The sequence below is a fragment of the Bacillus sp. SRB_8 genome, from assembly GCF_003264205.1.
In the GTDB taxonomy this organism is placed as follows: Bacteria; Bacillota; Bacilli; order Bacillales; family Bacillaceae_G; genus Bacillus_A; species Bacillus_A mycoides.
Window position 1 is genome coordinate 1 of the sequence record NZ_NADT01000021.1, and the last position, 24,135, is coordinate 24,135.

At 35.1% G+C, this 24,135-nt stretch carries 14 protein-coding genes and 1 pseudogene; 4 read left to right on the forward strand and 11 right to left on the reverse strand.

What is annotated here, in order from left to right:
- Nucleotides 1-41: 41 nt before the first annotated feature.
- The 5 genes and pseudogenes from B5P40_RS20030 to B5P40_RS20050 form a co-directional block, all read right to left on the reverse strand.
- On the reverse strand, nt 42-1,631 hold the full coding sequence (locus B5P40_RS20030) for an N-acetylmuramoyl-L-alanine amidase (RefSeq protein ID WP_113709739.1): 1,590 nt from the start codon (nt 1,629-1,631) through the stop codon (nt 42-44).
- A gap of 220 nt (nt 1,632-1,851) precedes the next feature.
- On the reverse strand, nt 1,852-2,901 hold the full coding sequence (locus B5P40_RS20035) for a M42 family metallopeptidase (protein WP_002125567.1): 1,050 nt from the start codon (nt 2,899-2,901) through the stop codon (nt 1,852-1,854).
- Nucleotides 2,902-3,178: 277 nt separating this feature from the next.
- A complete protein-coding gene (locus B5P40_RS20040; protein ID WP_002125566.1) occupies nt 3,179-3,505 on the reverse strand; it encodes a nucleoside triphosphate pyrophosphohydrolase in 327 nt (108 codons plus the stop codon).
- Nucleotides 3,506-3,522: 17 nt separating this feature from the next.
- Nucleotides 3,523-3,844 (reverse strand): annotated as a pseudogene (locus B5P40_RS20045) (hypothetical protein).
- Nucleotides 3,845-3,981: 137 nt separating this feature from the next.
- Entirely contained in the window at nt 3,982-4,770 is a 789-nt protein-coding gene (locus B5P40_RS20050; RefSeq protein ID WP_002010905.1) for an enoyl-CoA hydratase, read from the reverse strand.
- 329 nt (nt 4,771-5,099) lie between these two features.
- Between B5P40_RS20050 and B5P40_RS20055 the strand changes: the two genes are divergently transcribed.
- Nucleotides 5,100-6,494 (forward strand): O-antigen ligase family protein, encoded by a 1,395-nt coding sequence (locus B5P40_RS20055; RefSeq protein WP_078176391.1) that lies wholly within the window; start codon nt 5,100-5,102, stop codon nt 6,492-6,494.
- 168 nt (nt 6,495-6,662) lie between these two features.
- Here the strand turns inward: B5P40_RS20055 and B5P40_RS20060 are convergent, their stop codons facing one another.
- Nucleotides 6,663-7,691, reverse strand: coding sequence for a hypothetical protein (locus B5P40_RS20060; RefSeq protein ID WP_078176390.1), 1,029 nt, complete (start codon nt 7,689-7,691; stop codon nt 6,663-6,665).
- A 9-nt stretch (nt 7,692-7,700) separates the two neighbouring features.
- Nucleotides 7,701-9,158 carry an MBOAT family O-acyltransferase gene (locus tag B5P40_RS20065; RefSeq protein WP_113709740.1) on the reverse strand — a complete coding sequence of 486 codons (1,458 nt, stop codon included), beginning with the start codon at nt 9,156-9,158 and terminating at the stop codon, nt 7,701-7,703.
- Nucleotides 9,159-9,384: 226 nt separating this feature from the next.
- Between B5P40_RS20065 and B5P40_RS20070 the strand changes: the two genes are divergently transcribed.
- A complete protein-coding gene (locus B5P40_RS20070; RefSeq protein WP_078176388.1) occupies nt 9,385-10,800 on the forward strand; it encodes an MBOAT family O-acyltransferase in 1,416 nt (471 codons plus the stop codon).
- Nucleotides 10,801-10,918: 118 nt separating this feature from the next.
- A complete protein-coding gene (gene patB1, locus B5P40_RS20075) occupies nt 10,919-12,109 on the forward strand; it encodes a secondary cell wall polysaccharide O-acetyltransferase PatB1 (RefSeq protein ID WP_078176387.1) in 1,191 nt (396 codons plus the stop codon).
- 105 nt (nt 12,110-12,214) lie between these two features.
- Here the strand turns inward: patB1 and B5P40_RS20080 are convergent, their stop codons facing one another.
- The 4 genes from B5P40_RS20080 to B5P40_RS20095 form a co-directional block, all read right to left on the reverse strand.
- Nucleotides 12,215-14,800, reverse strand: a complete 2,586-nt coding sequence (locus B5P40_RS20080; RefSeq protein WP_002188483.1) for an S-layer homology domain-containing protein — start codon at nt 14,798-14,800, stop codon at nt 12,215-12,217.
- 721 nt (nt 14,801-15,521) lie between these two features.
- A complete protein-coding gene (locus B5P40_RS20085; RefSeq protein WP_113709741.1) occupies nt 15,522-18,017 on the reverse strand; it encodes an S-layer homology domain-containing protein in 2,496 nt (831 codons plus the stop codon).
- A 692-nt stretch (nt 18,018-18,709) separates the two neighbouring features.
- The gene (csaB, locus tag B5P40_RS20090) at nt 18,710-19,810 is read right to left on the reverse strand and encodes a polysaccharide pyruvyl transferase CsaB (protein ID WP_002030044.1); all 1,101 of its coding nucleotides are present in this window, start codon (nt 19,808-19,810) and stop codon (nt 18,710-18,712) included.
- A gap of 165 nt (nt 19,811-19,975) precedes the next feature.
- Nucleotides 19,976-21,496 (reverse strand): putative polysaccharide biosynthesis protein, encoded by a 1,521-nt coding sequence (locus B5P40_RS20095; RefSeq protein ID WP_113709742.1) that lies wholly within the window; start codon nt 21,494-21,496, stop codon nt 19,976-19,978.
- Nucleotides 21,497-21,765: 269 nt separating this feature from the next.
- Here B5P40_RS20095 and secA2 point away from each other — a divergent pair, with 269 nt between their 5' ends.
- Nucleotides 21,766-24,135 (forward strand): accessory Sec system translocase SecA2, encoded by a 2,370-nt coding sequence (secA2, locus tag B5P40_RS20100; RefSeq protein ID WP_113709743.1) that lies wholly within the window; start codon nt 21,766-21,768, stop codon nt 24,133-24,135.

The window sequence follows — 24,135 nt, forward strand, 5'->3', positions numbered from 1 at the left end:
CTTGACAGGGATAAGACCACTATGGCAATCTCTTTTATTCATTAACGGAAAGAAGATACGTTGTTACCCATTGCTTCGTAGTAATCTAAAATACCTTGATAAATAGCTTCTGCTGCACTTTGTCTCTGTTCTGATGTAGCAATTTTATCAGCATCGCTTTTATTATCTACAAATGCTAATTCTGCTAATACAGCTGGCATTGTATTTTCTCTAGTTACGTATAAATCGCCTTTCTTCACACCGCGATCTTTTGTTCCAAGTGCATCTACAAGACGCTCTTGAATTTTCTCTGCTAATAAACGACTTTCTGATACATTCGGGTTTGTCCCTCTTGCTGTCGCTGATTCATAGTAGAATGTTTCTGTACCTTGTCCTTGTTTACTATCCGTACCATTACCATGAATACTTACAAAAATATCACCTTTATTTGCCTGAGCAAATTCTACACGTTTTTGTAAAGACTCAGCTGCAGTGTTTCCTGGACGTGTATCATTCTCACGAGTTAACAACACAGTAAACGGTGTCTTTTTCTCAAATATTTTCTGTAATCGTAATGATACATCTAATACGGTTTTACTTTCTTTCTCATAATAACCAGGGTTCCCCGAATCAATTCCACCATGACCCGGATCAATAATAATCGCTTTACCTTCTAGGAAGTTACCTTGCTTCACTGGGTTTAATTGATTTTTATCCACCCATTGGAAACCAGCTCCCATACGGATACGAATCCAGCTATCTTTTTCTTCAATAACAGTTACTTGTTGTGCTTTATGTGTGCCTGCCACTGTAGACGTATGTAAAGCTTCTTGATATGTAGTGAATTCTTGATTAATAGACTCTGTTTTTTCTTGTAATGGTGTCCACTTCTCACCTTTACTCGTTACAACCTTCAACCAACCGTCCGTTCTTTGCTCTTTCACTTCAATCATTTGTGGCTTATGTTGAACGTCAGTAATACCAGATGATAACGATGCTTGATGATATGTAATAAAGTTTCTATTCATATACATTCTTTTCGATGTATTTGTTTTATTTTTATCTGCCATTGCGATGAACTGAGCTGCTTCAGCACGAGTTACAGTACCGTCAGGATTCCAGCCATTTCCTGTACCCATTGAAATCTCTAAAGCTACTAAAATATTAGCTTGTTTCTTACCCCAATGAGGTTCCAAATCTTTAAACTGCGTTGGAAGTTCTCCAATAATTTTCTTATCTAATGAATATGCTTGTACAAGCATAGATGCCATTGATGCACGGTTAATTTGGCTTGATGGATTGAATTTCCCAGTACCATCTCCATTAATTACACCCGCTTTTTCTACCGCAGCAATATATGGTGCTGCCCAATGATCTTGCGAATCTTTAAAAGATGGTTTCGCTTTTGGATCAATTGGTAAGCCAAGAACTGCTGCTAATATTTTTGCAGCTGATCCTTTATCTACTGCTTCCGATGGAGAAAACGTTCCGTCTGGTTTTCCATCAAGCGCTTTTTTCCCTACTAAATAGTCAACCGATTCCTGCGCCCATGTAGGAACATCCGAAAACTTTTTCCCTGCTGCGAAACTACTTACTGGAGATGATAATAAACTTGCGGCTAAAATACCAGCCGCGACTGCACGATACTTCATAAATAATAGTACTCCCCTCGAAAATGAATGTTCAAAAACGCATAATCTTAATATACAAATTTTAGCAAAAATAAATTAAAAAAATTAGTGCGCCTCTATCATTCTATAATACTAGAATTCTGTAGTAAACCTACTTTCTTAATATTGTAAAATAAAATACACTTAAAGTATTTTTTATACACAAAAAAGTGGTTGATTCATAGAATCAACCACCCTCTCACTATTCTACTATCATTTCTGATAACACATATGCATAAACAAGTGCTTCTGTATGTGCAATCGAGCTTTCGTGCGTACGCTCAAATGCGTGAGAAGAATCAATACCAGCTCCAATTAACGCATGTTTCACATCAAATCCGGCACGAATCGCAGCTGATGCGTCTGATCCGTAGTATGGATAAATATCCACTTTATATTCAATAGCGTTCGCTTTCGCCAGTTCAACTAAATGTTTACGTAAAGCGTAATGGTATGGACCGCTAGAGTCTTTCGCACAAATGGATACTGTATATTCATCAGATGCTTGTCCATCACCTAACGCTCCCATATCAACTGCTAAATATTCTACCGTTTCCTCTGGAATATTTGAGTTTCCACCGTACCCAATTTCTTCATTATTAGAAATTAAGAAATGTGTTGTATATGGTAATGTTACCTTTTCATCTTGTAATCTTTTAATTAATTTTAATAGAATTGCAACACTTACTTTATCGTCTAAATGACGTGATTTTATGTATCCACTCTCTGTAATTTGAACGCGTGGATCAAATGAAACGAAGTCTCCTACTTCAATTCCTAACTCACGTACTTCATCTGCTGAAAAGACACGCTCATCAATACGCACTTCAATATTTTTCTCATCGCGCTTCGCTTCCCCTGCATCTTTGTACACATGGACAGAAGTTTGATGCATTAAAATTGTACCTGTATATTTCTTACCGCTTGACGTTTCAATTTCGCAATATTCCCCTTCTACAGAGTTCCAGCGAAATCCACCAATCATAGATAGACGAAGACGACCGTCAGGCTTAATTTCTTTCACCATCGCACCTAACGTATCAACGTGTGCAGTTAATAAACGATGCTGCTCATCATTCTTTCCTTTAACCGTTAAAATAAGAGCGCCTTTATTATTACGCTTCGTCTCTACATTCCACTCACTTACATAGTTTTCAATAAAACTAATAATTTTCGCCGTGTTTCCAGATGGACTTGGAATAGAGACAAGCTCCTTAATAAGTTCCATCGTTTCTTTCGTATGATGTGCCATTGTCGTTTCCTCCTCATTTTCTCTACTATTTAGTATAGCGAAATTACGATAAAACCTCTACTCATATAGTTTAATTTTCTAAATTATATTAAAATTCATTTTATCCTAATCTCAATGACAAAAAAGCACCGCATTATCTCCATTAACACTGTGCTTTTTCTATAAAGTGAAACTTTAATCAGCCCGCATCAATTGGGCTTTTACGGGCAGCCCGACTCCCTCGCATTCGCCGAATTTTGAGTTTGGGGTCTTACTGCCCGCAAATAGCGGGATAAAACTACTCTTCCGAAACGTCCATCAAATAAATCCCTCTTGTAAATCCGCCGCGCTCTTCTTCTTTCTGCTTACGAATAAGCTCTACATCTTCCATTGTTGCACCTTCTGCACGCGCTAATGAAATAATAATTTCAAGTGCATCTGCAAGTGAATCTAGCGCATGTTCACGCTCTTTCATCGAAGCAAATTCACGAATTTCTTCTGTACCAATTTTCGCTAACGCTTGTATGTAAGCTTGTCCTGTTAATTTTTGTGCTGTATATGTTTTTCCAGACATCAAAATTTTCTCTGGGACACGATCTCTTACTAATCTGTTATAAGTTGACATCACTTTTCCTCCCACTTTTAATAACACCCAAGCTCTGCTTTATAGAAAAACCACTCTTTTTTCACACAAGCACTTAACATATCAATTCCTGATCCGTGCGCCTTTACTACCGGAAAGAAGTAATGCTCTGGTTCTTCTTTCTTATCGCCGTATAAGGTTTGGTACTCATCAGGAATCGCCTCTTTTTTCACATCCCGTTCTTTCTTCACTTCACCAGAGAAAGCAACAGTTGGATGTCCCTCAAAGAATAATGCAGTCCGTACCGCAAGAGATGGTGTACTATGCAAAGCCATAATATGTAAGTAAAATAATAACGATAACACCGATAATTTTCTTCATTTATTACTCCTAAAAAAAGTGCTAACACAATTATACTAAAATGTGTTAGCACTTTCTTCCCTTTATCTCGAATTAACGGGCAGTAAGACTATTAATCCCCTGGGAATAGACAAATCCCCACGGATTAAACTTTCACTTTATTCCCCTTTAAATGCTGGTAAACGTTTTTCTAGAAAAGCAGCAATACCTTCTTTATGGTCCGCTGTTTGTCTCATCGCATATTGACCACGCTTTTCGAGCTGAAGCGTTTGTTCTAAATTAGAACGATTTACTTCACATAAAATTTGTTTCGTTTGAATCATTGCCTTGATTGGTTTTTGTAACCATTCATTAATTTTTTGCTTCACAGCCGTTTGGAAATCCTCACCGATTACTTCGTCAATTAAACCGATATCTAACGCTTCTGTCGCTGATAATTTCTTCCCTTCCCAAATGATTTTCTTCGTCATATTTTCACCGACGCGCTTTTGAAGGAAGAAATGGCCGCCACCATCTGGAATTAAAGCGATTCCAATAAAGTTCATCGCAATAACTGATGATATATCTGCCATGACATAATCAGCTGTTAATGCAATACTTAATCCAAGTCCAGCAGTCGGCCCATGAATTGCACTAATAACAAGCTTCGGCATCGTATATAACGTCACAACGATTTCAGAAATTGTATTCATGATGCCTTCAAACTTACTTTCATCATTACTTGAAAGCATTGATTTAATATCTCCACCCGCAGAAAAACCACGGCCACTTCCACACAACACAACAACGTGAACAGAACTTTCCGCCACTTCTTTCAACTTTTGTAATAACTCTTTTAACGTTGGTTCATCTAATGCATTTAAAACCTCTGGACGATTAACCATAACCGTTGCTACGCGCCCTTCATATTTCACAACAACAGATTCTGTTTTACTTGTTACTTCCATTATATATACCCCTCTTTTCAACATAAAGATTATACTTATATAATTATAGAAAGCATGTTAAAAATCCTTCTTTTTTCTTAATTTTCTGTCTAATAACCTCATAATTTGTATATATCTCCGTATAAAACATACAATTTCGTTAAAAAATATAGAAATTAAAGTCGGTTTATCAATACTTTTCATCTATTTACCATTACAATGAAATGGTGTATTCTTAAGTTTGATGCAAAAAAACAAATATTGAAATTCATTCACCTTACTATATTAATAAGGCTTTTATCCCCATCTCTTGGGTATTGAACTAAAGGAATGAAGAAATGGAGGAATATATGGTTAATAAGTTGAAACAAACGGATAACTACTTCCCGCATTTCCTATTGCTATTCATTGTGTTTCAACCAATTTTAGATTTATTAACGTCTTTTTCAATCTATGTATTACACATGAGCGCAACAGTTGGAATCGTAGTCCGTTTCGCCTTTATGCTTCTTGCATTAGGTTATCTACTTCTTCATAGAAATCAACATGGAGCGAAAAAGTACATTCTCTATTTATGCCTACTCGGTATCGTACTAGCAATTGGTCTTGTAAATAATATGATGATTAAATCCCCAGTTTCATTTGGCGAAGAAGTGAAATTCATTTTAAAGAGCATATATCCAATTGTACTACTGTTTGGATATATTATCGTCTTTAAAGAGTTAAAAAATAAAGAATATGCATTTCATAAAATCATTACATATTTCTTATATGCAACTTTAATTTTAAGCATCACACTAATTGTTGCAATGCAAACTAGTACAGATTTCCCAAGCTACCCTCACTCAAAGATTGGTTCAAGAGGTTGGTTCTTTGCTGGGAATGATTTAAGTTCTATTTTTGCAATTATGTTCCCAATCGTAGTGTTATATTCGATTCATAAAACAACTTCTTTCTCGAAAATCTATTACTGGATTCCAACAATACTCGCGATGTATGCAAGTATTATGGTCGGAACTAAAGTAGGATATGGTGCAATTGTTCTAACGCTTGGCGTGGCACTTTTATTCTCATTCATTGAATATATGGTTCATCGCAAAAAAGAAGGAAAAGGATTCACATATCTCGTAAATACAGTTGTTGCCGCTATTATACTAGGAGGTTTAATTGCCCTTACACCGCATACTCCTATCGCAAAAAATATGGGCATCCACATGCAAATATACGAATACAAAAAATCAGTACAAGAAGAAAAGGATAGAAAAGAAGGAAAAATAATTAAAGAAGATCCTGACGCAGAGAAAAAACATGCAAAAGGTGAACTAACAGACTCTGAGGTCAAAAGTTTAATTTACAGTGATCGCGATAAGTTTTTAAAAGTATACAAACAATACTATAAAGACGCACCACTATCACAAAAATTATTCGGAATGGGCTATGCTGGTAACTATACGGTTAAAATTAAATTAATCGAAATGGACTTCCACGATCTATTCTTTGCATTCGGAATCGTCGGTTTCCTTATTTACTTAATACCACTTCTATACTTCGGTATCAAATTATTCATTCACATCATAACAAACTTCAAGAAAATATTAACTGTGAAATATATGCTATTAGCTAGCACCGTTGTACTATCACTTGGAATCGGCTTTATGTCCGGCCACGTATTAACAGCGCCGTCCGTTAGTATTTTCTTCGTTGTTATACTCGCTTACTTAATTGTTGATTTAGAGGTAGAATAAAGTGAAGCAGCATCCATTTGGATGCTGCTTCTTCTTTTGAAAGTAATACATGAAATTATATTAACGATTCTATAGAAGATATCGATTTACCGACAAAGTTTGACAAAGCAGCAATCTACAAAAAAAAGACTAGATCACATTATGATCTAGCTTTTCAAACTTTCCCTATTAAAAATACGCCCGAATCTCCTCCAACACCTCATCAATATTATCCTTCGTAATAACAATACCAAAGTCTTTCGGGACGTTGCTATCTTCCTCATTTACAACTTTATGCGCAATCAACTTTCCAACTTCCGGTCTGAAATGATGCCCATCCATATAGTTATCTAAATTCGTTGTAACGGAATTAAGATACATGAAATGGTGCACTTCTCCAAATACATCTACAGCGTCATGAAGCCATTTTTTATAATCTTCCCATCGCCCTGATTGAATCATCGTACGGAACAGAGGCTCTGAAACAGGCGTTGTAAAAATATAAAACTTCGTGTTCGGATTATGAGCCTTTACTGTTCCTAATATTTCTTTCATATTTTGATACTCATAATTCCCGCCATAAATCTCTTTACTAAACTTATCTACTTGCGCCGCTATTTGCGCATCACGTTCTTCTTTCGTATAATCGCGCATCGATTTTATATTCTCTCGATTGTACCGGTCAAGATTCGTACTATGATGGGTGGAATTTGCAATTGTATTCTTTGAATAAGTAATCCCGTCCATACTTACATACGATTTAATCGGATACAATAAACTTTGCGCCTGCTTAATATACGCTTCTGGTTTATCAAAACCAATTTCCCTATTTTTGTTCGTTCCAAGGAAATCTAAACCAAGTACAATAGACTCGAGTCCACTACCTTTTTGTTCTTTTGCATATTCAATATATGCATCATACTCACGCGGATCTGTACTGCTTACCGCATAATTAAATGCGTTTAACCCGGTGAAGTCATTCTCGTTAATAAAAGTCGTTCTACTACTTCCAAGTATAACTCCATCATATGTAAACGGACGGTACGTTATATAATTTGTTTTCTGTTGTCTCTCGTTAAACCCGTACTGAACATCATTCCACTTATTTTTATGCGGGAATAACCAAAGTGAATCTATATAGCTATTAAATATCCCGACACCTGCCAGAGGAACAAAAACACATACAAAAACGAAAATAAGCCAATGTTTGTTTTTCATATTCTCCACCTAGAAATTAAAGTATAAAAACTCACTAATACTCGTTAAATGTAACACGCTATATACGAGTAATACTGCAGTAAATAAAGCAGTCCATACATTCGGACGGAATGAATCTTTTAACTGAATTGAATTTTTTAAGAAGAAACTAACACATAACGCTCCGAAAATATACGCTACGATTTTCGGATCTAATAAAGAGACATGGTACCCTTCTGTAAATGAAACACCGTACTCTGTTAAAAATTGCAGCTTCTCTATTATAAATGCTGGGAATACGCTATTTGCTAATTCGATTCCATTTAGTCCGAACATTCCTTTTAACACTTTCACCGCATCATGCATCGATGTTGCCCTAAAGAATACCCACGTTATATTAATGAAGAAAAACGTAACGAACCAACCAGCAAAGGCTGGCATGCGCCCTCCTGCTTTACTCCATAAGCGATGAATAACAGAAGCCAAACCGTGCAAGAATCCCCAAAAAACAAATGTCCAACCAGCTCCGTGCCAAAGTCCACTTATTAAAAATACAATCATAACATTTACGTATGTACGCGTAATTCCTTTTCGATTTCCTCCTAGAGAAATGTATACGTACTTCGTTAAAAACTGGCTAAGCGTCATATGCCAACGATGCCAAAAATCTTGTATATTCACTGCTTTATACGGTGAATTAAAATTTTGAGGTAATTTAATATTAAACATTAAAGCGATTCCAATTGCCATATCACTATATCCACTAAAATCAAAATACAATTGGAACGTAAACGCTAACGACGTAAGCCATGCTTCAACAAATGTTAATGATTGCTGCACATCAAACCCTTCATGTACAAGGGGTGATAATACATCTGCAATACCTACTTTTTTGAAAATACCGACTGCAAATACAAATATACCAAGAACGATATACTTCGATTGCCAGTTCTTTTTACTATCGTCAGCAAACTGCGGCATAATTTGCGCATGATGTACAATCGGTCCTGCAATAAGCTGCGGGAAAAATGTTACAAACAGTGCGTAATCAAGAAAATGACATGCCTTCGTTTCCCCGCGATACGTATCTACTAAAAATGCGATTTTTTGAAACGTATAGAAACTAATCGCAAGTGGTAACGTTAAAGATAATAATGTAAAATGAGTTCCAAATAATGAATTTACATTTTGTAAGAAGAAATCATAATACTTGAAATAACTAAGCATTCCTATATTAAATATTAATCCTACCGTTAAAAGAAGTTTACTCTTTTGTTTCACGAGCCTCATTCCGATAAAGTAGTTCACAATGAGCGACACTAACATAAGCGGTAAATATTTCACATTCCAATAACTATAGAAAAATAGAGAGGCCGCAACGAGCCAAGCTTTCGCTAATGTAGCATGTCCAAATTTATTTAATAGAAAATATAAAAGAAATGCTATCGGTAAAAATAAAAAAATAAACTCAAATGAGTTAAATAACACACCATCTCTTCCCTTCTAAACAAATCACACCTTATTCATCTTATCTTATCCAAATAGTGAGTGTCAAAAGGATTCCGCTCCCCTTTTCTTCTATTATATAGGATAATCATTTCAATCGAATTATTAACATGCTAAAATATTAAAGGCACTTTTATTTAAAAGAATATATAATAGAAATGTCGGTTTTTTGCACGAAATGTATTTTTGAAAAAGTGAGGAGAGTCCTTTGGTATTTAGTAGTTCGATTTTCTTATTTATCTTTTTACCTCTCGTATTATTTTTCTATTTTATAGTGCGTGCCGAGCTTCGTAATTTCGTATTACTTGCATTTAGTTTAATTTTTTATGCATGGGGAGAACCACGTTTCGTTCTTTTAATGCTCTTCTCTATTGTATTAAACTATTGCTTCGGCCTACTCGTGCATCATTATGATAAACGAAAAAATATGAAAGTCACATTTTTAATTATGGCTGTGGTCGGGAATATTTTATTACTTTCTTATTTTAAATATATTTCATTTTTCACAGACATTTTAAACAACGCTTTACATTTATCTATCCAGGTGGAACCTATTCCACTACCGATTGGGATTTCATTTTATACATTCCAAGCGATGTCCTATGTCATCGATATATATCGTAAAGACGGGGATGTTCAAAAGAACCCACTTAACTTAGCACTATATATTTCTATTTTCCCGCAGCTTATTGCCGGACCAATCGTTCGTTATAATATCGTTGCTGAACAAATTAAAACGCGTATCCATTCTTTTGAAAAATTTACAGAAGGTCTACAAATTTTCATTCTAGGATTAGCGAAAAAAATATTAATCGCCAACCAGGTCGGATTTGTCGCAGATAAAATCTTCGCCTTACCGCCGTCTGAGATAAGCGTTGGAACAGCTTGGATCGGGATTATCGCCTATACGCTTCAAATCTATTTCGATTTCTCAGGATACTCGGATATGGCAATTGGACTTGGAAAAATGTTCGGATTTGATTTCCCCAAAAACTTCGATTATCCATACATTTCAAAGTCCATTTCAGAATTTTGGAGAAGATGGCATATTACACTAGGTTCTTGGTTCCGCGACTATATATACATTCCGCTCGGCGGAAACCGCGTTTCCAAACTAGCAAATTACCGTAACCTCTTCATCGTATGGGGATTAACTGGTTTATGGCACGGAGCAAGCTGGACATTTATCGCCTGGGGATTATATTACGGCTTTATTATCTCGATTGAAAAATCTGGATTCGAGAAAATATTAAATAAACTATGGACGCCGCTGCAACATGCATATGTACTAATCATCGTTATGATCGGTTGGGTCTTCTTCCGAGCTGATAACTTCGCATACTCGTTCCAATATTTAAAAGCGATGTTTGGCATAGAGAGGCAATCTTTCATCGATGACAACACAATGTTATACGTACATGAATACATTATTATTTTTATCATTGCCTTTATCGCAGCGACACCGATTTTAAAGAGAGTTAAAAACATACTAGAACTTGCGCCAAAAACGTATACATTCACGATGCAAGTTGTACGTCCTATATTATTACTAACATTATTTATGCTTTCGATTATGTATTTAGTTAATTCAACATATAATCCATTTATTTATTTCAGGTTTTAACTTATCCCGCTATTTTACGGGCTGCCCGTGAAAGCCCGATTGGTTCAACTAATAATCAGTGGGGATGAACACCCCCCACTGATTAAAGTTTCACTTTATGTAGGAAGGAAACGTTATTATGAAAAAATTGGGGAACATCGTCCTATTTATCGGTTTTCTCACCATTATCTTTTCATTCGGCATATTATCGCTTCTCAAAACTGACCGAGCAGTTTCGCCCGTTGAAAATCGTCCACTCGCTCAAAAACCGGCTCTTACAAAAGAAGCTGTCGTAAATGGTAGCTTCTTTAAAGACTTTGAGACATATACAAACGATCAATTAATCGGAAGAGATGAACTCATTAAAAACTATACGCTTGCTCAAATTAATATGGACAAGTCTCTCATTAACGATATTATTTTAACTGATGATAAATGGCTTCTAAAAAACCCAGCATGGACTACAAAATATACTGAAATCGATCAATCCATGTCTGCTATAAACGATTTATCTCAGTTTTTAAAAGAACAAAACGTTGAGTTTTACTTTGCTTTACCACCGTCCAAAACGAATGCATTATCATTTAAATTACCTTCCCATATTCACACATATGCACAGGAAAATTTAAATTATTTTCTAGATAAACTTCCAGCGGACGTAAAACCAATTAAACTCATGGAACACTTTAAGAAAAACTATACAAATGAAGAAATACAAAGTATGTACTTCAAAACAGACCATCACTGGAATATGGATGGTGCCTTCTTAGGCTATCAATATATAATGAACACAATCGCGCAACAATCTTCTATATATAAAGGAAAAGAAATAAAAAAAGAAGATTACACTCGTACGTGCGCTCCAAATAAACATCTAGTCGGAAGCTTTAACAACCAGCTATACCAACTAATCGATGCAACTGGAGAAAAACTATGCTACTACACACCAAAAGACGGCTTCAACTTTACGAGCGTAGCCGCCAAAGATGTAAACGGCACCGTATATCGCACATTAGATGAACTATATGGCGTAGAAAAACAAAAAGACACAACATCATACGCAGGCTATTACGCAAACGACTATCCAGAAATCGTCATCGAAAATAACAATGCACCAAATGATGTACGAGCTCTAGTCCTAAAAGACTCATTCGCAAACGCAATCGTGCCTCATTTAGCACAAAACTTCAATCACACATCCATCCTTGACCTTCGTCACTATCACGAAAAGGATGTATATCAATACATTAAAGACAACAACATTAACATGGTATTGTTCGTGTATAGTGATTCGAATTTGAGCGGTGAGATGTTTAAGTTTAAAAAATAAAAGAAGCCTCTTGTACATGTACAAGAGGCTTCTTTGTATTAAACAAATAATAAAAAATCAGTGGGGATGAATCCCCACTGATTTTTCACTCTATCTATAATCAACTTATAGATTTGGGTTGTTAAGCACGTTCACGTGTACAGCTTGTGAACCAATTTCGCTTGTTACAACGTCTTTATCTCTTAATACTTTGAATACTAATGTACCTTTGTCAGTGTACTTAGTAGTTAAAGTATTATAGATGTCCGGATTGAAGTTTGGAAGTGCAGAATCACTTGTTTGATTTACCGTTACATGACCAAGCTCTTGATCGAATAAATCGAAGTGAGCATTGCCATTTGTATCAAGATAAAGTTTACCTTGGTTGTCACCAGATTTTACAACACGTACTTTATGTTGTGTTTCTTTCGTTAAGTTAATACCTTTAACGATATCATCAAGGTTACTTCCTTCAAGTTCTAACACAGTACCGATGTTAATTTTCTTCTCAACGAAGTTTACTGTTTGAACTGGTTTGAAGTTTACAGATTTAATAGCGATTTTCTCTTGAACGATTTCGATTGTCGCTTTACCAGCAGTTGCACCATTTTTCGTTAAGTGAATATCAACTTTACCTGGAGTTTTACCTGTTACAACAACTTTATTTCCAACAATTTCAGCATCAGCTACTGCTGGATTTTTAGACTCTACTACATAGCCTTCTAAGTTTTCAGCATCAGAGTATACGCGCTCTGAAGTGTACTTAGATAATTGATACTCAACTGTGTTAGAAACATTTAAGTCAAGTTTTGTATCAGGTGATTCACCGTATTTACCTAATTTAGATACAAGCTCAAAGTTTTTAAATGCAACGTTACCTTCTGTTACGTTTACGTATAATGAACCTAAAGTATTACCGTTACCGTTTTGGAAGTGAACTGTACCTTCGCCTACTTCGTTACCTGTAATACCAACAGTTTTTGTACCAATTGAACCAGCATCAGTTGTTACTACATCTAATCCACCTTCAGCAACTACACCTGTTTTTGGAAGAACTTCTTTAATTGAAGCTGAGTTAGCACCAAATGGATCGCCATATTGGTCAGTTGTTACGAATGTAACAGGTAATGTTTTATTTTGAACAACTTGTAATTTGTCTGGGTTAGCTTTTACTGATTGTAATTTACGAGAATCAGTAGTTACTTTAAATTTAACGTCTTTCGTTACATCGCCTACTTTAATAGTAAGTGTAGCTTCACCAGCAGCTTCAGCAGTAATGTAGTTGTTTACTACAGAGATAATGCCGTGGTTTGAAGATTTAATGCTAATTGAGTTTGGATCAACTACTTTATCTTCTCCAGCAATTGTAGCAACTACGTTATGGATTTGAGCTTTTTCACCAACAACTAAATTTTGGCTATTTAGCTTGAAGTCTTTTCCAGTAAGTGTATTACCGTATACTACACCATTTTTATCAGCATCTACTGCAAATACAGTATTTTTAATTGCAGTAGATGGTGTATCAAGGTTTTTCACTGTAATGATACCTGTGTTAGAAACTGTTAAACCACCACGTTTTGTAACTTGTACTTCTACTTTGTAGTCACCGTGTGAAAGGCCAACACCAAGTTTACCTGTAGTAGAAGTTGACTCTCCACCTTCAAAGATGTTTGCTTTTGAACCGTCTAAGTTATTTGCAACAAATTTGACGTCATGATCTGCTAAGTTTAAGTACTCAACATCAGCGTTACCTTTTTCATCGTTTAATTTGAAGGCAACTGCTTGACCAGAACGATCGTCATCAAATGTTAATTTTTCTACAGCTAATTTTTTAACTTCGTATACGAATTTCGTTACGAATGATTGATTTTTCACTTTTACAGTAAGTTCTTTATTTGGAGCAACTTTACCACCAAGTGTTACAGTTGCAGATGTACCGTCAGCACTTGCTTCAATCGCAACTGCTTTGTCACCTTCAAGAGTTACTTCATCAGCAGAAAGTTTATCTAAACCAGTTCCTGTTAATGTTAATTTCGTTGGTTCAGAAATTTTCACATCAGTTACATACGCTTGTGTGCTATCTGGTTTTGCATATTTTTTATCTGTTACTGCGATAAATTGAGCTGCTTCTGCACGAGATACAGATTTATTCGGCTCCCATTTTTTTCCTGTTCCTACAGAGATTCCAAGATTGATTAGGATGTTTGCTTTTTCTTCACCCCAATGATCTAATAAATCCTCAAATGTTGTAACTAACTCACCGTTAACTTTGTCTTTTAAGTTATAAGCATTTACTAACATAGAAGCGAAAGAAGCACGGTCAATCTTTCCTTCTGGATAGAAGTTTTCTTTTCCGTCACCTTTAACGATGCCAGCTTTCTCAACTGCTGCAATATATTTAGCAGCCCATGTATTTTTAGCATCTTTGAAAGATGGCTGAGCATTTTCATCAACTGGTAATCTTAAAATTTTAGTGAAAATTACTGCTGCAGAAGCACGATCGATTGCTTCAGCTGGACCATATGTACCATCTGGTTTACCAGTAATCGCACCTTTTTCTACTAAGTAGTTAATAGAATCTAATGCCCAATGATCAGCTGGAACGTCCGGGAATGATTTACCTGCTGCTGCTACTGGAGATACAACACCTGCTACCATTGCTGCTGTCATTGTACCAGCGATTAATTTTTTGTAAGAGTTAGTCTTTGCCATTTTATAATTTTCCTCCTTCAGGAATATGCTACTAGTTTCATATCATATGTAATTTGAAAACTAGCTAGTTAGAAAAGCCATAAAACAATAAAAAACATTAACAAAAATATAAAATACCATAAAAAAGCAGTTTACATAATAAAATGATATAAACCTATAGATGTAAATATAAGGTTTAAATACCATTTTTTGAAACAAGTTCATCATACTATACAAAACTATTCGTTATCAAGAACTTTCTCAAAAGAAGATTCGACACATTCTGATAATTCAGTCTTTTAATTGTATTATTTGGATATCAATAATACCAAAATATAGAAATGAATAAACTGTTTTCCTATAAACCACCCTCACTGCGCTTCGTATATTTTTCATATCGAATACACAATTGGAATTATAGCACATATTTCCACTTCATCACCTAAATGTTTTTTACAATAAATGCAATTTCCGGACTATATTCGACTTAAATTATTATAATTCGACGTTTATTTCTTTTTTTCGAATGTTTTTTTAACGAAAAACGGTGTGAATTTACAAAAGATTTACATATTAATTAGATGTTTTTCTATTTTTGAAAACGTTGTCAATTTATTTCTCAATAAAACTAACTATAAATCTTCAAAATATGATTAATTTTTCAAAAATCGTTCTTTATAAAAATTAGACCATAAAAAAGAGCCCACATAATGTGGACTCTTTCTATTGAAATTTATTTCAATTAGCGAGCTACTGTTACTGGTTTGAAAGCAACAAGTTTGTTATTTGCTAGGCCGTCAACTGTATTTAAAGTTTCATTCGCTTTAAGCTCTTTAGCTTTAAGCGTTAATGTACCAGTTGCAAAGTTAACATTCTCTGTAGTTGTTAGCTTAAGTGCTACTTCTTTAGAAGCAGCTTCTTTTGCTTTATTAGCAGATTCTTCTGTTACTGTAAATGGCACACCATTTAAGTCAAATACAAAGTCAGTTGCATCAACGTTTACAGCTTCAGAGAATGTAAGAGTTACTTCTTGTTTCCCTACATTTGTAACTTTAGCTGATTTGAATTCAGGAGCTTTTGTATCAATAACATCTAATAATAGGTTTGTTGTACCCATTTTTATTCCAGATGCATTTGCGACGTTAGCTACTGTAAACTTCACTGTTTCTGATTTTTCGAAAGTGAATGTTTTTGGTAGTTCGATAGTTGCAGTATCACCAGATAAAGTGATTAGTGTACCTTCTGGTAATTTAGCACCTGCTAATGTGTAGTTGCTTACATTAGCAGCTGACTCTGCACCTTGACCACCTTTTACTACCTTGTCAAATTTCACTACAAGAGTAGTTTCAGCCTTATTAAATGCTGCACTTGTTACCTTTGGAGCTACTTTATCTACGTTTACTACTTCTTCATCTTTCTTTTTATCAACTTTTACATCTGCAGTAAATGCTGCTGAATTATTGCCAGCTGTATCTTGAATAAATCCTTTTGAAGCAGCAACTTTGTAGTTACCTGCAGCTGGGAATGTTAAAGTGATTGCTTTTTTATTATCTTTAACTGCTGCTGCAGTTACTTGTTCTGTTACATCTTCACTTGTATCTTGATTAATAATACGAACAACTTTTTTATCAAATGTAGTTGTTTCAACATTTACTTCTTTATCAAATGTAAATGTAGCTGCTACGCTTTGTTCTTTTTCTGCTACAGCTTTTACGAAGTTAGGAGCTACTTCATCTTTTGTAACTTTTACTTCTTTAGATACTTTTTGACCTACGTTGTTAGCTGCATCTTTATAACCAACAAGTTCAACTGTAAGATTTGTAGCTGTTTCATCTGCTTTAAGAGCGTCTTTTACTTCAACAACCGCTTTTGTTTTATCTTGAGCATCAGCAGAAATTGTAGCTACTAAAGTTTCTTTGCCTTTTTTAACTGTTACAGTACCTAGGTTCGCGTTAGCCATCTCTTCAGAGAATGTAACTTCTAATGTAGCGTTTCCTTTAGCAAGTTCTTTCACTTTAACATCTTTAACTTCTGGAGCTGTAACATCTTTTTCTACTTTATAAGTAGCTTTACTTTCGTACATTTCCATAGTGTTATTAACTAAATCTGTAGCACCAGTTACGATGATTGAGAATTCTTTACCGTTTTCAAAATTTAAAGCATTTTTAGAAGTGAACGTATTGTTTTCCACTTTACCTTCAACTTTTTGGCCGTTAACTACTACAGTTGCACCTTTTGTTGCATTTAATTTTTCACTGAATACAACTTTAAGTTTTCCTTCTGGAATAGATACTGTAGATACAGTTGGAGCTACTTCATCATTAAAGAAGATAACTTCTAATGCTTTTGGAATTTCTTTGCCTTCAGCAGTTTTTAATTTTTCAACAGTCACAACATAAGCATTGTTATTTTTAAGCATATCAGCATCTTCTAGAGTTAAGATTACAGATTTTTTATCTTCACCGATTTTTGCAGGAACTGCTACTGGAGTACCACCTTGAGAAATTGTGAATTTCGCGTTCTTCACATCTTCTTCTTTCACTGTAGCGCCAAGTTTAACTTCGACCTCTTTAGCGTTGATCGCTTTAACTGACTCAACTGTAGCTGCTTCTTTTTGTCCGAACTGCTTGTCAGTCTTAGCAATGAATTGAGCTGCTTCTGCTTTAGTTACAGTTTTATTTGGCTCCCATTTGTCGCCAGTTCCTACAGAGATTCCTAATTCAACTAGGATGTTAGCTTTTGCTTTACCCCAGCTATCTTCTAAGTCTTTGAATTTAGTTTCTGGAGTACCGTTTACTTTAGTATCTAATTTGTAAGCTTCTATAAGCATAGATGCCATTGAAACGCGGTCGATTTTGCCGTTTGGCTCGAATTTGCCGTTATCTTTACCTTTAACTACACCCGCTTTTTCTACAGCTGCGATGTATTTTACAGCCCAGCCTTCTTGAGCGTCAGGATAAGATGGTTTAGCGTTCTCTTCGATTGGTAAGCTTAAGATTTGAGCCATCATTGTAGCTGCTTCTGCACGAGTGATCTCTTTTCCAGGCTCGAATAGTCCTGCATCGTTACCTTTAACTGCGCCTTTTTCTACTAAGTAGTTAATAGAATCTTCTGCCCAGAATTTAGCTGGAACGTCTGGGAATGTTTTACCTGCTGCTACTGGAGATACAACACCTGCTACCATTGCTGCTGTCATTGTACCAGCGATTAATTTTTTGTAAGAGTTAGTCTTTGCCATTTTATATATTTCCTCCTTCAGGAATGTAATACTAGTCCCATAATATTTTAAATAGATATTCTATTTAATGTTGAAACTAGTAAATATAAATGTAGTTAAGATCCTATATATAAAAATTACTCCGTAATACAGAATAATAACGACATCAAACCGTTTTTACCCGAATTTAAATCCTTAAATTCGACAAAAAAGTGAATTCTCATAATTCTAACGTTCATTTTTTTTTCGACTTTTATTTTAAATAACCAGATTTTAAAATCGGGATATTTAAAATGTACGAAACAATGCATCAGAACTAAATTTGTACAATATTTATATAACCATTTACAACTATAGCAGAAAAACACTTACAATTTCAATATATAAATATAAAGATAATAAAATTAATAAACACTATATTTCTCTGGCGTTCGACATAATTCTTAAGGTCGCTTTTTTGAAGAAGACCGACATCATTATCCAGTTACTTTCATACAAAACGCATTATACCGATATTCTTTATATAATAATGTTGAGATTTTAAGATGAAAAAACATCTATTCAGGAACAACTAAAACTTCAATCTGTTGTTTTTTTCGACATTTTTTTCTTTCATACACTTCTCTTTCAAATTCTTACTTACATAGCAAAAAAGAACAGGTGATTCCTGTTCTTCTTTCTACTCAATTATTGAATTAAAAGAGGAATGGCCTCTATTCCATTCCTCTTTTTATAGACTCTTTTGCATGTAAGTCATTAATAATATATTTGGACGCTATGGAAATTTGCTCTCGTAATTCCTCTACCCTTTGTCCTAATGTTTCCTGTACATATTCTGTCTGCCCTAATTGTTTAATCGCCATACTATGTAATGTTTCTGTCGTCCAGTCTCCATCCACATTCCCAATAATCGGCTGATTTACTTGTTGTAAAAACGAATCGATCTTTGGATCATATGAAATTCCAATCATAGGCGTGTTTGCAACTGCCGATAATATAAGAGCATGCAGTCTCATTCCTATTAAAAGAGAGCATTCTGATAAAATAGAGATTTTCTCATGAATATCCATTTTATAAGGGAGCATGTGCGCTTCTTCTCCCATCAAATTAATGATATCCCTTGATGCATTTTGATCAAATGGTCCATGCATCGGTACAAATAAAATATGGTATCCCTCTTGCTTAAGCTTTTTCAGCGTATCTGCTAACTTCTTCATATAATCTTCTTTTGCATCCCAGTACCTTACACTAACCGCAACGACCTTTCCTTGCAGCGCATGTTTTTGAAGCCAATCGGATTTCTTTTCTTCTGGCTGACAAGCTAATACTGGATCTGGAACAAGTTCGATGTCTTTCTTAATACCAATTTCTTTTAAGTACAAAAAAGAGTCTTCATCACGTACTGATATATATTCAGCCTTTGATACATGCCATTTCACTAATAAACGATTTTGCTTCTTCGTAATAGGTCCGATTCCTTGGGCGTAAATATAATACGGCCTTTTCAAAAAACGGGCAAGCCGCATAATACCCGTATAGTATAAAATACTCTTAATACTCGTCTTATCTTGTAAGAGACTTCCGCCTCCACTAATTAAACCATTACTTCTCTTTATTTCTCGGTAAATCGCTCTTATATCCCATCGGTTTACTGCTTCTACACCGTACATTTTTCTTGTATAGTCGGGGTCATTTGAAAGTACAACAAGCTCAAGAGTAGGATCCTCTTCATGTAGCGCTTTAATAATTGATTGCAAAATTGCTTCGTCCCCAACATTATAAAAACCATAATATCCTGATAAAACTAACCGCACTCTTAATCTCCTCCAACATTTCGCAATCAACTCTTTTTGTAATTAAACAAATTGTTATCCATTCCTTGCCGAGAAAGGTTTGATAACTTCAAATTGATTTCTTTCACAAACATCTAACAAGTCATACCCATGTATAATATTGTTCATTTTCTATAATCAACGATTTTATTTACGTAAAAATGGAATTTGTTCTTTCGATATCCAGTTTAGTTTCAATGCACATATGCCATATAACACTGAAGCTATACTTAGCGCCACAGCACTATATATCATTGCTAAAATCCTGGAATCTGTCACATTGATTAATGTAGTCCCAAAGTATAATGCTATACCTAAAATACTAGATACTCCAATCACAGCCAAAAATTTCCCTATAGCTATTGGATAGGAAAGATCTTTTCTAATATAAATATGATTTGCGATACAAATCATTATATAAATAATTAGAGTACTATACGCTGCTCCATTTATACCAAATTGGTTTACTAGCGCTATATTTAATACAATTTTTACAAAACTTACACCGATGACAATCCATGCTGCTTGCATCGAACGATTAATCCCTTGCAAGATTCCTATTGATAATACCATAAGTGATGTGAAATACGAGCTACCAATTAAAATAGCTAACATGCCACTTCCTTTTGTATCTGTAAATAACGCAACATTAAGCGGTACTGCAAGCGCCATAAGCCATATCGTTATCGGCATTGTTAAAACGTGTGCAAACTCATTTGTACGTTTTACTGTCAGTTTAGCTAAAGCTATATCTTTTTTTGTTAAAGCCGCTGTTAATAATGGAATTAACGGAAATACTATCGCACTTGCAAATACAACAATTAATTGCGTAAATGCAAAACCACGGCTATATATACCAAATTGTTCCTGAATAGTTGTAGAAGATTCATGTAGCACATGTGGAATTGTTACAGAATCAACTAAATTTAAAACAGGCATCGATAACGCTCCGATTGCAATAGGAACTGAAACACGGAGTATACTTTTCGCGTTTTTCTTAAAGTCTTGTAATGAATATGTTTCACTCTTATAGCGATACGTGCTTTTCACATATTTCATTCGCAAATATATGAGTGACGTAATAACACCAAAGCAAGAACCAATCATTGCTCCGCCTGTTATGATATCACTACCTTTATTCCAATATACAAATATATAGGCTATTGTTAGCATAAAGAATACGCGTATCAACTGTTCAATTACTTGTGATACACCAGTAGGTATCATATCTCCGAACCCTTGGAAATATCCACGGTACACTGCCATATACGGTGCGATTAATAAAGCAAACGAAGTAACAATTAATGCTAGCCTCGTCTCTTGCCCACCAAGCATATTTGCAATGCCACTCGATCCAATGATAATAATTAAAAATCCGAGCACCCCAAATATAACACCGATAATAGATGCGGACGTAAACAATTTAGCTATTCCGTCACGATCATTCTTTTCATGAAGATCAGCTATTAACTGGGATATTGCTAGCGGGACTCCCGCTACTGATAAAGTTAAGGCTATCATATATACAGGAAAAACAAGGCGAAAAATCCCAAGTACTTCATCCCCTGCTATATTTTGCAATGGAATTTGAAAAAAACTCCCCACTACTTTCGATATAAACGTTGTAACGGTTAAAATCGCAGCGCCTTTTACAAACTTTTTATTCATCTTCTATCTCTTTTCTTTCAATATATAATCTACATAAAATATTAAATCCGTATTATTCATTCAACTTGAGAATCATCACTTTATCTCATTTAGTTATCATACCAAATTTCTTATATATTGAATACTCTCTTTCTTTTTATGTTTTAAATATAATATGTGCCATATATATGTTTTTTTATCCAGTATTTTCTTCAACTTACTACTTCTACTTGTTCAAGATAAACATGTGCTATAATGTAGCTATTGTCAGTAAGAGGAGTGTTTACAACATGCTGAATTCGGTAAAGAAATTGTTAGGAGATTCTCAAAAAAGAAAGCTAAAAAAATATGAACAACTCGTTCAAGATATTAATGATTTGGAAAAACAAATGGCTGATTTACCTGACGAAGAATTACGTCACAAAACTGTCACCTTCAAAAGTATGCTTAAGGATGGTAAAACAGTTGATGACATAAAAGTAGAAGCATTCGCTGTTGTACGCGAAGCCGCAAAACGCGTGCTTGGATTACGCCATTACGATGTGCAGTTAATCGGAGGACTTGTATTACTAGAATGTAATATTGCGGAGATGCCAACTGGTGAAGGAAAAACATTAGTTTCCTCTCTCCCAACATATGTACGTGCCCTTGAAGGAAAAGGCGTTCATGTTATTACTGTAAACGATTACTTAGCGAAGCGTGATAAAGAGTTAATTGGCCAAGTTCATGAATTTCTAGGCTTACAAGTTGGATTAAATATTCCTCAAATCGATCCTTCTGAAAAGAAACTTGCGTACAAAGCTGATATTACATACGGTATTGGAACAGAGTTTGGCTTTGACTATCTTCGCGATAATATGGCTGCTTCACAAAATGATCAAGTCCAGCGCCCCTATCACTTTGCTATTATCGATGAGATTGATAGCGTTTTAATTGATGAGGCGAAAACGCCACTTATCATTGCTGGGAAGAAATCAGGTAGCTCTGATTTGCATTATTTATGTGCAAAAGTTATTAAATCATTCCAAGATACCCTTCACTATACATACGATGCAGAATCGAAATCAGCTAGTTTTACAGAAGACGGTATTACAAAAATAGAAGATTTATTTGACATCGATAACTTATATGATTTAGAGCATCAAACTCTATACCATTATATGATTCAATCATTACGTGCCAATGTCGCTTTCCAGCTTGACGTTGACTATATTGTGCATGATGAAAAAATACTACTTGTAGATATTTTCACAGGACGTGTTATGGATGGTCGCTCTTTAAGTGACGGCTTACATCAAGCACTAGAAGCAAAAGAAGGTTTAGAAATTACAGAAGAAAACCAAACACAAGCTTCTATTACAATTCAAAACTTCTTCCGTATGTATCCGGCATTATCAGGTATGACAGGTACCGCAAAAACGGAAGAAAAAGAATTCAACCGTGTATATAATATGGAAGTTATTCCAATTCCAACGAACCGTCCTATTCTTCGTGAAGATAAAAATGACGTAGTATATGTAACAGCTGATGATAAATATAAAGCTGTGCGTGAAGAAGTTCTAAAACAGCATAAGCAAGGACGCCCTATTTTAATTGGGACGATGTCTATCTTGCAATCTGAAACTGTTGCTCGTTATTTAGATGAAGCAAACATAAAGTATCAATTATTAAACGCTAAAAGTGCAGAGCAAGAAGCAGACTTAATTGCAACTGCTGGGCAAAAAGGTCAAATTACAATCGCTACAAATATGGCAGGCCGAGGTACTGATATTTTACTAGGTGAAGGTGTCCACGCCCTTGGTGGATTACATGTAATTGGAACAGAACGTCATGAATCTCGCCGCGTTGATAACCAGCTTAAAGGACGAGCTGGTCGCCAAGGTGATCCGGGAAGCTCTCAATTTTTCCTATCTTTAGAAGATGAGATGCTAAAGCGCTTCGCTCACGAAGAAGTAGAAAAGTTGGAAAAATCACTGAAACCTGACAAAACGGGGCTTATTAATACATCTAAAGTTCATGATTTCATTAACCGTACACAATTAATTTGTGAAGGTGGTCATTTCTCAATGCGTGAATATAATTTAAAATTAGATGACGTAATTAATGATCAACGTAATGTTATATACACACTACGTAACAACCTTCTAAAAGAAGAAACAAATATGATAGAACTTGTTATTCCAATGATTGAACACTCTGTGGATGCAATTGCTAAGCAGCACCTTCTTGAAGGAATGCTTCCTGAAGAATGGGATTTCACTAGTTTAACAGCATCTATTAAAGAAGTTTTAGCGGCTGAAACTTTGCCGCCATTATCTGCGAACAACGTACATTCACCTGAGGATTTACAAATCGTTTTAAAAGATACAATTTCTAGCTATATCGAACGTGTACAAGAATTAAATGACCATGCGGATTTACAACAATCACTGCGCTACGTTGGTTTACACTTCCTAGATCAAAACTGGGTAAATCACTTAGATGCAATGACTCACTTAAAAGAAGGTATTGGCTTAAGACAATATCAACAAGAAGATCCAACTCGCCTTTATCAAAAAGAAGGTTTGGATATTTTCTTATACACTTACGGTAATTTTGAAAAAGAAATGTGCCGATATATCGCGAGACATTTAGCAGTTCCAGAAAACGTACAATCATGA

Excerpts from the sequence above, each read along its gene's own strand:
- B5P40_RS20050 (WP_002010905.1), bottom strand. The coding sequence starts at position 4,770 with ATGGAAGTAACAAGTAAAACAGAATCTGTTGTTGTGAAATATGAAGGG.
- B5P40_RS20055 (WP_078176391.1), top strand. The coding sequence starts at position 5,100 with ATGGTTAATAAGTTGAAACAAACGGATAACTACTTCCCGCATTTCCTA.
- B5P40_RS20085 (WP_113709741.1), bottom strand. The coding sequence starts at position 18,017 with ATGGCAAAGACTAACTCTTACAAAAAATTAATCGCTGGTACAATGACA.
- B5P40_RS20040 (WP_002125566.1), bottom strand. The coding sequence starts at position 3,505 with ATGTCAACTTATAACAGATTAGTAAGAGATCGTGTCCCAGAGAAAATT.
- B5P40_RS20080 (WP_002188483.1), bottom strand. The coding sequence starts at position 14,800 with ATGGCAAAGACTAACTCTTACAAAAAATTAATCGCTGGTACAATGACA.
- B5P40_RS20095 (WP_113709742.1), bottom strand. The coding sequence starts at position 21,496 with ATGAATAAAAAGTTTGTAAAAGGCGCTGCGATTTTAACCGTTACAACG.
- B5P40_RS20030 (WP_113709739.1), bottom strand. The coding sequence starts at position 1,631 with ATGAAGTATCGTGCAGTCGCGGCTGGTATTTTAGCCGCAAGTTTATTA.
- B5P40_RS20060 (WP_078176390.1), bottom strand. The coding sequence starts at position 7,691 with ATGAAAAACAAACATTGGCTTATTTTCGTTTTTGTATGTGTTTTTGTT.
- secA2 (WP_113709743.1), top strand. The coding sequence starts at position 21,766 with ATGCTGAATTCGGTAAAGAAATTGTTAGGAGATTCTCAAAAAAGAAAG.
- B5P40_RS20035 (WP_002125567.1), bottom strand. The coding sequence starts at position 2,901 with ATGGCACATCATACGAAAGAAACGATGGAACTTATTAAGGAGCTTGTC.
- patB1 (WP_078176387.1), top strand. The coding sequence starts at position 10,919 with ATGAAAAAATTGGGGAACATCGTCCTATTTATCGGTTTTCTCACCATT.